The following is an 11541-nucleotide window of genomic DNA, read 5'->3' on the forward strand; positions in this document are numbered from 1 at the left end:
AGGATGTGGGAGAGTAGGACACCGCCGGACAACACCAAGGGTAGAGGCCCCAACACACCCGTGTTGGGGCCTCCCCACACTTAACCACCACAACCACACGACAAACCCCGCCCCCGACACCCGGCCCGCCGCAATGTAGTTTCCCGCGCCGGGAACGGTACATTGTGAGATGACGAGGCACACGGCGGCATTGAGGGGCAGTGACATGGCAGGCAGGCGTCCACACCACGACGGGTCAGTGCTGTACGTGGATGGTGCCTCCGCGCGCCTGGGCGCCCGTGCCGTCCTGCGGCTGCGTGTTCCCCGTGAATGGGGATCAGCCTCCCGGGTCTGGGTGCGCAGCGTCCAGGACGCCGAGCCGCGCTACGACGAGGCCGTGCCGCTGCATCCGGCGGAGGCTGCCGGCAACAACCCTGGTGACGGGTCCGGCGTCGGACGTGCGGAAGACGCGCACGACGGCTGGGCCTGGTGGGAGGCTTCCATGCTCGTGGCCAACCCGGTGGCCAGGTACCGCTTTCTCATTGAACTGCCCGGCAGCGGCGGTGGCCCGGACATCTACTGGACACTGAACAACGAGGGGCTGTTCGCCCGCGATACCTCCGACTACAGCGATTTCCGCCTCACGACGGCCGTGCCCGCGCCGCCGTGGTCGCGCTCCGCCGTCATGTATGAGGTCTTTCCCGACCGCTTCGCACGTTCCAGTGCCGCGGCGGAATTGCCCGCTCCGGAATGGGCCATCGCCTGCGCCTGGGATGAACCCGTCCACGGCGTAGGCCCGGACGCCGCGCGCCAGCTCTATCGCGGGGACCTCATCGGCGTCAGGGAGAAGCTGGGGCACCTGGAGGCCCTCGGCGTGGACATCCTCTACCTGACGCCGTTCTTCCCGGCGCGTTCCAACCACCGCTATGATGCGTCCACGTTCAGGCATGTCGATCCGCTGCTGGGCGGGGACCAGGCGCTGGTCGAGCTGGTGCAGGCCGCCCACGCCCGCGGCATGAAGGTCATGGGCGACCTGACCGCCAACCACACGGGGGACTCCCACGAATGGTTCACCAGGGCCCTGGCCGATCCGCAGTCCCGCGAAGCGGACTACTACTACTTCAGCGCCGACCACACCAGCTATGAGTCATGGTCGGGCGTAAAGTCGCTGCCCAAACTGAACTGGGCGTCCGAGGGGCTGCGCGAAGCCTTCGTGACAGGGGAGGACTCGGTGGTTGCGCACTGGCTCAAGCCACCCTTCAACTTGGACGGCTGGCGGATAGACGTCGGCAACATGACCGGCCGGCTCGGTGCCCAGGATGTCAACAAGGAAGTGGCGGCGCTCGTTCGAAGGCGGGTGCTGGAGATCAACCCCGACGCCCTCCTGCTCGGGGAGGAAACCTCCGACGCCGGGGCCGACGTGGACGGCTTCGGCTGGCAGGGCGCCATGACCTATTCGAACTTCACGCGGCCCCTGTGGCAGTGGCTGGCCAGCCCCGGGGCCCGCGTCGACTTTTTCGGCACCCCGCTGCCCGGCGTCGCCCGCATTGACGCCGGCACGGTCCTGGACACCCACCGGGACCTCACCAGCGCGTTCAGCTGGGGCGTCCGCAACGCCACGATGAACGCCGTGAACACCCACGACACCGCACGCGCCGCCTCGGTCATGGTTGCCGGCGGACCCCTCGTGGCCGCCACGTTGTCCATGATGCTGCCCGGCATCGCGGTCCTTTTCGCCGGCGACGAGTTCGGCCTGGAAGGCGGACGGGGGGAGTCCTCGCGCACGCCCATGCCGTGGGCCGAGCCGGCACGGATCGTCACCGACCTGGAGCCGTCCTACGCGGAGCTGGCGGCCTTGCGGCACAACAGCGCCGCGGTCCGCCACGGCGCGCTGCGGTGGCTCATGGCCGACGGCGATGTGCTGGCCTTTGTGCGCGAGTCGCCACAGGAGTCGCTCCTGGTGGTCGCCGTGCGGGCCGACATCCAGGGGCTCCCCTTTGGGGACATGGGCCTCTCCGCACGCGAACGGGCGGCCGTGTGTGCCGCGCCCGTGTTCCACACGGGCGGCTACCTCGTCTACAGCGACTTCAACCTCAACGGGCCCGGCGCCTACATTTGGAAGCTGCCCGGCGTCCGCGTGCCCGGTGCCTAACCGCGTGGCGCACGTCTCATAGACTGGAGTGGCCCATCCCGGGGCCGCGACGAAAGGTATGCGCCACCATGTCAGCCACGAATGCCCCGCTGCCCCACGGCTTTGAACAGGAGCTGCTGCAAGCACTCCGCAGCGGCCAGCTCAGCCGGGGCGCCGGCGACGTGAAGAAGTTTGCCAGCGACCAGGGTCCGGTGACCGACTACCGGGAGCCGGCCGCCGTCGTCTGGGCCGAGAGCGTGGCGGACGTTCAGGCAATCCTGCGGCTGGCCTCACGGTACCGCGTGCCGGTGGTGGCGCGCGGGGCGGGGACGGGCGTCTCCGGCGGCGCCCACGCCACGGCCGGCTGCCTGGTGCTGTGCCTGGACCGGATGGACAACATCCTTGAGCTGAACCCGGAGGATGAGGTGGCGCGGGTGGAACCGGGCGTCATCAACGCGGACCTGAACGCCGCAGCCGCCGCGCACGGGCTGATGTATGCGCCCGATCCGGCCAGCTACAGGATTTCCACCATTGGCGGCAATGTGGCCACGAATGCCGGCGGCCTGCGGTGTGCGAAGTATGGGGTGACGCGCGACGCCGTCCTGGCCCTGGATGTGGTGCTGGCAGACGGCACGCTGATCCACACCGGCCACCGGACCTTCAAGGGCGTGGCCGGGTACGACCTCACCGGCCTTATGGTGGGCTCCGAGGGGACGCTGGGGATTGTCGTGGGTGCCACCGTGCGGCTGAAATACCTGCCCACGGACATCCGGACCCTTGCGGTGTTCTTCCCCGACATGCGATCGGCCACGGCCGGCGTGTTGGCCCTGGGCAAGGCGCGGGTGCAGCCAAGCATCCTCGAACTCATGGACGGCTCCTCGCTGGACGAGCTGGACCGGCGCCAGGGCAGCAACCTGGCTGGGAGGGGAAGCGCGCTCCTGCTGGCCCAGTTCGACGGGCTTGCCGCCGCCCAGGAAGCGGAGATTGCCTCTGCGGCCTTGGCTGCCCTGGGCGGGAACGCGACCCTCGAGGAGCCGGGGGAGGCCGAGCGGCTCGTGGACCTGCGCCGGCACAACCGTGGCATGGACGCCGACTCCGAAACGACCGTCGGTGAGGACGTGGCCGTGCCGCGCTCCCAGCTGGTCCACTATGTTGACGCCCTGGCGGAAATGGCCGGGCGCCACGGCGTGGGCGTGCGCATCATCGCCCATGCCGGCGACGGCAACCTGCACCCGACCTTCTGGGTGGGCGACGCCGACGCGGCGAAGGTCGTGGCGCTGAACGCCGCCCTGGACGAATCCATTGACAAGGCCCTCGCCCTGGGCGGCACCATCACCGGCGAACACGGGGTCGGCCAGTACAAGCTGCGGTGGCTGCCGCTGGAGCAGGCCGGGGAAGTGCGGGCCCTCCAGCGGCGCATCAAGGAACTGTTCGACCCGCTGGGCATCCTCAACCCGGGAAAGGCCATCGCGGACGACTGAACCGGGTGTGGGCCACTTGACGGGGCAGCGCCCGTCGGGCATCGTACTATGCGGGGGAAAAATGATCCGCAACGTGGTAACAAACAGCCGATCCGGAAGCACCTTATGAAAAATTATGGCCAACTGCTGCCTGCCGTGCGCCGGAAAGCGTTCGCCGGGGCGGCCGCCGCCGTGGCCGGATCGTTGCTGCTGGCGGCGCCCTTGTTCCTGGCAGGGCCCGCGCAGGCAGCGTGGAATTCCTCTCCCGGGCCCGCTTCGGCGGCGGGCACCGTCCTGCAGGCCGACGCCCTTCCCTCGCCGACTGCCACCGAAACCCTGTTGCAAACCACCACCCAGCCCCAGCCGTCGCCAACGTCCACGTCGACGCCGGTCAGGACTCCCGCCGTCGTGCATGCGCCGGCACCAACCGTGGCGCCGACCACCCGGGCGCCCCTTCCGGCACCGACCACCCGGGCACCGGCTCCCGTGCCCACCCCTGCACAGGTTGCCACCGCAGTCCAGCCCACCGCAGTCCAGCCGGCGCCCAGCACTTCCGCCGTGCCCCAGCAGAGCACGGCGGCCCCGGCCTCCGAAGCGCCGTGGCCCACGTTCGACAACACTGAAACAGCCTCCACCCTTGATTCCGCCGGTATGGGAGGGACTGCCGGCAGCGACACCTCCGGACCGACCGCGGGAGCCAACATGGCCCTTGCCGGAAACGGAAGCACCGGCCACGGGATGGTGTGGGGGATCCTGATGGTGCTGGGGTTGACAGTGGTGTGCGGCGTTGCGGTCGGCATCTACGCGATGTCGAAGCTGGCCGGCCGCGGCGGTGGTGCCCACCGCCATGCCCGGTAGCCGGACGGCGCCCCGGACTGCGGGCAGCCACGGCGTGCCAAGCAGTCGGGGGCGGGTGAAATTTCACACGCCACGGACAGCATGGCACGCCGCCGGGGGAGGTGGCGCGGGCGTCAGTCGTCGATGTCGCTGTCCGGCAGGACCCCGCCCTCGAGCATCTTGATGGTGGCCGTGTCTGTGCTGAGCATGATGGCGTCCTCGTCCCGGCGGTAGCGCAGGATCGTGTCCACATAGGATTGGACGGCCTCGGCCAGCGGCACGTTGCGCTCTTCCTCCTGGGACATGTACCAGCGGTGTTCCAGGACCTCGTGGACCACCTCGGCAGGTTCCAGCTTGCTGCCCAGCTCGCGTGGGATGGCGCGGACAATCGGTTCGAAGATGGTGCTGACCCAGTTGTGGGCACTGATTTCCTCATCCATGCCCGGCATGGCGTCGGCGCGGAATGAGTCCATGTCGTTGAGCAGGCGCCGGGCCTGGTTTTCCTGGGCGTCGATCCCGGTCAGGCGGAGCAGGCGGCGCTGGTGGTGGCCGGCGTCGACCACCTTGGGCTGAAGCTGGATGGTGGAGCCGTCCGGGGTGGTCTTGATGGCGTACTCCTCCACATCGAAGCCGAGTTCATTGAGGCGGCGGATGCGGGCTCCCACGCGCCAGCGGTCCTCCAGCTCGAAGGATTCCTTTTCCGTCAGCTCGGCCCAGAGGCGGCGGTAGCTCTCCATGATGAGTTCGCTGGTGGCGAGGGGATCCACCTTTTCCTCGATGAGACCGCCCTCGAGCAGGTCCATGAGCTCGCCGGCAATGTTGACCCGGGCGATTTCCAGGTCGTATTCGCGCTGCCCGGTGGACAGGTCCGGGTACAGTTCACCGGTTTCGGCGTCAACCAGGTAGGCGGCGAAGGCGCCGGCGTCGCGCCGGAAGAGGGTGTTGGAGAGGGAGACGTCGCCCCAGTAAAAGCCGACCAGGTGCAGGCGGACCAGCAGCAGCGCCTGGGCATCAATCAGGCGGGTCAGGGTGTCGCGGCGCAGCTTCTGTGAAAAGAGGGCACGGTAGGGCAGGGAGAACTTCAGGTGCCGGGTGACGAGCACGGGGTCCAGCGGCGCACCGTTGGCGGTGGTGCGCCCCGTGATCACGGCCACCGGCTCCACGCACGGCACGTCCAGCCGGGCCAGCTTGCGCAGCATATGGTATTCGTGCCGGGCCACGTGCTCGGAGGTTTCCTTGATGGCGATGACGGAGCCGTCCAGGTGGGCGAAGCGCACCACGTGCCGGGAGATTCCGCGGGGCAGTGCAGCCAGGTTTGCCGCAGGCCAATCCTCCAGCCTGATGTGCCAGGGGAGGTCGAGCAGGCCGGGATCGGCGGTGGCCGCCGTGATGTTCAGCGACCCCAGGACCTTGGCGGGCGGGGCGGGCTGGCGCGGCAGCTTCCCGACCTCGTCAAAGTCCGTGGGCTCGTTGTTCCACTGTGCGCCGGGTGCATCTGTCATGGGGCAATTCTCTCTTAAAGGGTGAAGCGCGGCCGCCTGCCGGAAAACTCTCCGACAGGCAGCCGCGCCTCAGCTGTCAGTCAACGGGGCCAGCGGCGGTCCCAACGTGCCCGCAGGGCCCGCAGTCCAAACACCGGCCGGGCGTCAGTGGCTGGCCACGGCCTGTTCGCCCAGGCGTGCGCCGGAGGTGGCGTCGAACAGGTGGACGTGGCCCACCTGCGGGCGGACGTGGATGGTGTCGCCCTTCAGTGGTGGGCGGCGGCCGTCAACCCGGACCACCATGTCGCGCTCGGCGCCGTCGATGGAGGTGTGGCCGTACACGTAGGCGTCGGCACCCAGCTCTTCAACGACGTCGGCCTCGACGGCCAGGCCCTCGCCGGCACCGACGATCTCGAGGTCTTCCGGGCGGACGCCGACCGTGACGGTGTTGCCGGCGGCCTCGCCGAGCACGGCGGAGGTCACCGGGTACACGGACCCGCCGAACTTCACGCCGCCGTCAACCACGGGCAGTTCGAGCAGGTTCATGGCGGGGGAGCCGATGAAGCCTGCGACGAAGACGTTCTGTGGGCGGTCGTACAGGTTGCGGGGGGTGTCCACCTGCTGCAGCAGCCCGTCCTTCAGCACGGCGACGCGGTCGCCCATGGTCATGGCCTCGACCTGGTCGTGCGTGACGTAGACGGTGGTGACGCCGAGGCGGCGGGTCAGGGAGGCGATCTGCGTGCGGGTCTGCACACGCAGCTTGGCGTCCAGGTTGGAGAGCGGCTCATCCATGAGGAACACCTGCGGGTTGCGCACAATGGCGCGGCCCATGGCGACACGTTGGCGCTGGCCACCGGAGAGGGCCTTCGGCTTGCGGTCCAGGTAGGCCTCGAGGTCCAGCAGCTTTGCGGCCTCCTTGACGCGCTTGGCGCGTTCTTCCTTGGAAACGCCGGCGATCTTCAGGGCAAAGCCCATGTTGTCGGCAACGGACATGTGCGGGTACAGCGCGTAGTTCTGGAAGACCATGGCGATGTCGCGGTCCTTCGGCGGGACGTCGGTGACGTCGCGGTCGCCAATGAGGATGCGCCCGGAGTTGACGTCCTCGAGGCCGGCGAGCATGCGCAGGGAGGTGGACTTTCCGCAACCGGAAGGTCCGACGAGAACAAGGAACTCGCCATCGGCGATGTCAATGTTGAGCTTGTCAACAGCGGGCTTGGTGGTGCCCGGGTACAAACGCGTAGCGTTGTCAAAAGTTACTGTAGCCACAGTATTAAATCCCTTCATCGGCAGGTACGTGCCGAACGATCCTCAAGTGAATGGTTTTGTGTATTTAGTTGCACAGGGCAGACCCCACCCAGGGTGGAATCGGCGCCGATGTATGAATTATGACACATTTAGTGCGCGCGCCGCGTTTGCCGCGTCATGGTCCGGGAGCGAATGCCCGGAAGCCTGGTCAGGAGCGGGCGGCCACCAGCAGTTCCAGGACCGCCGGGACCTGTGCCGGCGAGTCGATCCGGTACGCGGCGGCGGTTTCGCCCGGGCCCACCTTGATGCCGAGGTCCCCGGGTCCCAGTGCGGCAAAGCCGTGTTCGTCGGTGACGTCGTCACCCACAAACACGACGGCGGTGGCACCGGTGGTGGCCCGCAGCATGGCCAGGCTTTCGCCCTTGTTGGCCTTGACCACGGAAATTTCCAGCACCATCTTGCCCTCGCTGACGAACACCCCGGGGCTGTCCGCCAGCCCGGCCCGGACCTGCGCCACGGCCGACTGCCCGTCCTGGGCGGAGGCCCGGCGGTAATGGAGGACGACGCCGGCCGGCTTTTGTTCGGCGGCCGTGCCGGGGAACGCAGCAACCGCCGAGTCCACTGCCTGGCGGGCCCGCGTTAGGGCCTGCTCCTGCGCGGGCGTGAGGGACAGTGCGGGGGAGTCCGGCCCCAGCCAGACTTCCGCGCCGTGGCTGCCCACCAGCAGGGCCTGCGCGGGGGGAGAGGCGACCGCCCGCAAACTGGCCAGGGCGCGCCCGGAGACGAGTGCCGCCGTCGTGCCTTCCAGTGCGCTTAGCGCCTCCAGGGCCGCGGCGGCGGCGGGAAGGGGACGGGCGTCTTCGGCGCGCGACACGAGGGGGGACATGGTGCCGTCGAAGTCCATGGCGACCAGCAGCCGCGCCGTCTGGGCCACGCGGACGACGGCGTCGCGCACCTCCGCGGGCAGCTCACCTGTCGTCACGGATGGCCTCGTTTTGCAGCGTGGTCAGGAAGTCCTCACTCCAGCGCTGGACGTCGTGGGAGAGGATCTGCTTGCGCATGGCACGCATCCGGCGGCTGGACTCGACACGGGGCAGGTTGATGGCGCGCACGATGGTTGCTTTCAGCCCGTCGATGTCGTGCGGGTTGACCAGGAGTGCCTGTTTGAGCTGGTCGGCGGCGCCGGTGAACTCGCTCAGGACCAGGGCGCCGGTGTTGTCGCTGCGCGCGGCCACGTATTCCTTGGCCACGAGGTTCATGCCGTCGCGCAGGGAAGTGACGAGCATGACGTCCGAGGCCAGGTACAGGGCGACCATTTCCTCCACGGGGTAGCTGTGGTGGAGGTAGCGGACGGCGGTGTTTTGGATGGTGTCGAACTGGCCGTTGAGCCGGCCCACCATGCCTTCGACGTCTTCGCGGAGCAGCCGGTAGGACTCGACGCGTTCGCGGCTGGGGCTGGCAACCTGGATCAGGGCGGCGTCCTCCACCTTGATGACGCGGTCCTTGAGGAGCTCGCCGTAGGCCTTGAGCCGGTGGGTGATGCCCTTGGTGTAGTCGAGCCGGTCCACGCCGAGCAGGACCGTCTTGGGGTTGCCGAGGTCCTCGCGGATCTGCTTGGAGCGGGCGATGATGTCCGGGCGGGCGGCCAGCTCCCGGATTTGCATGGCGTCGATGGAGATGGGGAACGGCTCGGCGCGGGCTATGTGGCTGATGGTGCCGTCGTCCTCCTTGACGTGCACCTGCTGGGCCTTGACGCTGGCGCCGAGGAAGCGGCGGGCCGAACGCAGGAAGTTGGCCGTGTCATTGGGGCGCTGGAAGCCGATGAGGTCAGCGCCGAGGAGGCCGTTGATGATGGGCTGGCGCCAGGGCAGCTGGGCGAAGATTTCCGGAGGGGGGAACGGGATGTGGTTGAAGAAGCCGATGCGCAGGTCCGGGCGGATCCGGCGCAGGTAGCGCGGGACCATCTGGAGCTGGTAGTCCTGCACCCACACGGTGGCGTTTTTGGCAGCCGATTTTGCCGCGGCCTCGGCGAAGCGCATGTTCACCTTGCGGTAGGCGTCCCACCACGTGCGGTGGAACTCCGGCGGGGCGATGACGTCGTGGTAGAGCGGCCACAGCGTGGAATTGGAGAAGCCTTCGTAATACAACTCAACGTCTTCGCTGGACAGGGTGACCGGGATCAGGTCCATGTGGTCGTGGCGGAACGGTTCCAGGGACTCGTCCGGGGCGCCGTGCCAACCCACCCAGGCGCCGTCCCGGGTGGCCATGACGGGGGCCAGGGCGGTGACGAGGCCGCCGGGGGAACGCCGCCAGCCGTCGTCGGACTGTTCCAAGGGGACACGGTCAACGGGAAGCCGGTTCGAAACCACTACAAAGTTTGAACTGCCGTAGCGGGGGTCATGGACGTGGCCGGCCTGTTTCCTGGGCTGCGTGTTCTCCGACAAGGGGGCTCCAATGCTCAACGGCTCGTTTTGTGCCAGCTTAGCCGTTGCGCTCCGGCGGGCTGCGGTTCGGGGCCTTCCATGACCGTCCCGAAGGGCATCCTCCAAGCTTTCCCGCCTAAGATGGATGGAAGTTGCCGTTGCGCGGCCGTTTTGTTGCGCCCACCTACCTGAGGAACTATGAGCCCCAAGAACGAACCACGGATGACCAAGGCCGAACGCACCGCGCAGGCGCGCGAAAAGGCGAGGCTTATTCGAGAGGCCCAGCAAAAGAAGGAGAAGCGCAACAGCTGGCTGATCCGGGGCGGCGTGCTCGCTGCGGCAGTGGCCATTGTGGTCATCATTGCGCTGGTGGTCATCCAGACGCAGAAGGGCAACGAACCCATTCCCTCCGCCGGCCCGGTGCCGGCGAACGCGAACTCCTTCGGCGGCATCACGGTGGGCAAGGCCGGGGCCATCATCGCCCCCGTCACCACCGCGAAGACTGTTGATGTCAACAAGGTGCCGGCCCCGCCCAAGAACGCAACCAGGGCCGTGGCGGATCCCGGAAAGATCGGCATCCAGGCCGCACCGTCCGGCAAGCCCGCCGAGGTTGTGATGTACCTGGACTTCATGTGCCCGGCCTGCAACAACTTTGAGAAGACGTACGGGGCGGGGCTGGACGCGCTCCGCAACGAAGGCAAGATCACGGTGCAGTACCGCCCGCTGCCGTTCCTGGACCGCTTCTCCTCCGGCACCAACTACTCCTCGCGTGCGGCCGCCGCTGCCGCCTGTGTGGTGGACCAGTCGCCGGACAAGTTCAAGGCCTACCTGGATACGCTCTACGCCAACCAGCCGGAGGAAAACAGCAAGGGTTTGGACAACGCCACGCTGGAAAAGCTTGCCACCGAAGCTGGGGCCGCAAACATCACCAGCTGTGTTGATGCCAAGACCTACCGGCCGTTTGTTGCCTACACCGGCGCTGTGGGCGTCGGTGCCGGAATCAATGCCACACCCACTTTGTTTGTCCAGGGGCAGCAGTGGGATCCGAACAAGGTGCAGGACTTCAACGCCTTCCTCAACAGCGCGCTGACCGCCAAGAAGTAGCCGTCCTTTCTGGATGCATTAGGAGTGCTTTGCGAGTTCTTCCTGAGTGCCTTCTGCGTTCTTTCTGCGTGCCGGCCCCGGGGGCATTGCCCCGGGGCCGGTTTTCATTTTTAGGGCGGACCTACGGTAGCCTTGTCTAGCGCTTGACTGCGCCTGCCTCCTTAGCTCAGCTGGCCAGAGCACCGCTCTTGTAAAGCGGGGGTCGTCGGTTCGAATCCGACAGGGGGCCCAGAAAGCCCGGAATGACGGGGATTTTGACAGCTTGGATGGCCCCGTGAGGGAGCGTTGTCGGCTTAAGCCATGCGTAACTCGTCATTTTGATCATTCTCTGTCCGGTCCTCTTCGGCTGGTGGGGCTTGTTGAGGCTCTGGCTGCTCCCCGATTGGAGTCCCTTCACTCACTGCTGATAGAGCTTGTCAGTAAAAGCTCAGTGGGTCAGTGCCGCTCGTACTTACAGCCGAAGGACCTGGAATTCTCGCTGACAATTGAACCGCTGTGGAACCGCCAGTCAGGTTGGGCGTTGAGGATATTGACGAAGAGGTCTCCTGTGAAGGCAGGGCCGGTTCCTTCAGTTTCGATCCTAAGACAACGTCATAAGATAGAAACAGCCACTTATTGAACGCCTCCAGTGTGCGAGCGCTCTCGATCCCGATGAACTCGCCGTTCGAAGCCCCGCCCAGACGCTCGTCGAGCTGCTTCGTGGAAAGGTACGTATAACCGCTAAGCGCACCGAAAGCGCTGCGGACGGCAGAAAGTTACTTTGGTACGCCGCATGGGGTGGACTTGTGCGCGCTGGCTGTTGCGTATGGTTGGCGCTATGTGCGGGCCGGGACTGTGGCGGGGCTCGGTGCTGCGCTGGCCGTGCCGGTGCGTGGGCGCAG

General features: G+C 67.2%; 8 protein-coding genes and 1 tRNA gene. 5 read left to right on the forward strand and 4 right to left on the reverse strand.

Translation table 11 applies throughout. From position 1 onward, the window contains the following. Positions 1-205: 205 nt before the first annotated feature. The 3 genes from MMF96_RS18830 to MMF96_RS18840 all read left to right on the forward strand — a co-directional run bounded on the left by MMF96_RS18830 (position 206) and on the right by MMF96_RS18840 (position 4428). A complete protein-coding gene (locus tag MMF96_RS18830) occupies positions 206-2131 on the forward strand; it encodes a glycoside hydrolase family 13 protein (protein ID WP_256884413.1) in 1926 nt (641 codons plus the stop codon). A gap of 68 nt (positions 2132-2199) precedes the next feature. Continuing rightward, entirely contained in the window at positions 2200-3591 is a 1392-nt protein-coding gene (locus MMF96_RS18835) for an FAD-binding oxidoreductase (protein ID WP_176618591.1), read from the forward strand. A 105-nt stretch (positions 3592-3696) separates the two neighbouring features. Beyond that, entirely contained in the window at positions 3697-4428 is a 732-nt protein-coding gene (locus MMF96_RS18840; protein WP_176618592.1) for a hypothetical protein, read from the forward strand. 113 nt (positions 4429-4541) lie between these two features. On the opposite strand, the gene MMF96_RS18845 is transcribed toward MMF96_RS18840, so the two are convergent. From MMF96_RS18845 to MMF96_RS18860, 4 genes are all read right to left on the reverse strand, one after another. Then, positions 4542-5909: a DUF4032 domain-containing protein gene (locus MMF96_RS18845; RefSeq protein WP_256884414.1), complete on the reverse strand. Its 1368-nt coding sequence runs from the start codon at positions 5907-5909 to the stop codon at positions 4542-4544. Between the two features lie 144 nt (positions 5910-6053). Beyond that, positions 6054-7154, reverse strand: coding sequence for a sn-glycerol-3-phosphate ABC transporter ATP-binding protein UgpC (locus MMF96_RS18850; protein WP_256884415.1), 1101 nt, complete (start codon positions 7152-7154; stop codon positions 6054-6056). A gap of 187 nt (positions 7155-7341) precedes the next feature. After that, positions 7342-8115, reverse strand: coding sequence for a trehalose-phosphatase (otsB, locus tag MMF96_RS18855; protein WP_256884416.1), 774 nt, complete (start codon positions 8113-8115; stop codon positions 7342-7344). Next, positions 8102-9577: a trehalose-6-phosphate synthase gene (locus MMF96_RS18860; RefSeq protein ID WP_176618595.1), complete on the reverse strand. Its 1476-nt coding sequence runs from the start codon at positions 9575-9577 to the stop codon at positions 8102-8104. The genes otsB and MMF96_RS18860 overlap by 14 nt, the downstream gene beginning before the upstream one ends. Positions 9578-9754: 177 nt before the next feature. Here MMF96_RS18860 and MMF96_RS18865 point away from each other — a divergent pair, with 177 nt between their 5' ends. After that, entirely contained in the window at positions 9755-10660 is a 906-nt protein-coding gene (locus MMF96_RS18865) for a DsbA family protein (protein WP_176618596.1), read from the forward strand. Positions 10661-10815: 155 nt separating this feature from the next. Next, positions 10816-10889: transfer RNA gene (locus MMF96_RS18870), tRNA-Thr, on the forward strand. Positions 10890-11541 lie beyond the last annotated feature (652 nt).

It is taken from the genome of Arthrobacter sp. STN4 (assembly GCF_024539665.1).
Taxonomy (GTDB): Bacteria; Actinomycetota; Actinomycetes; order Actinomycetales; family Micrococcaceae; genus Specibacter.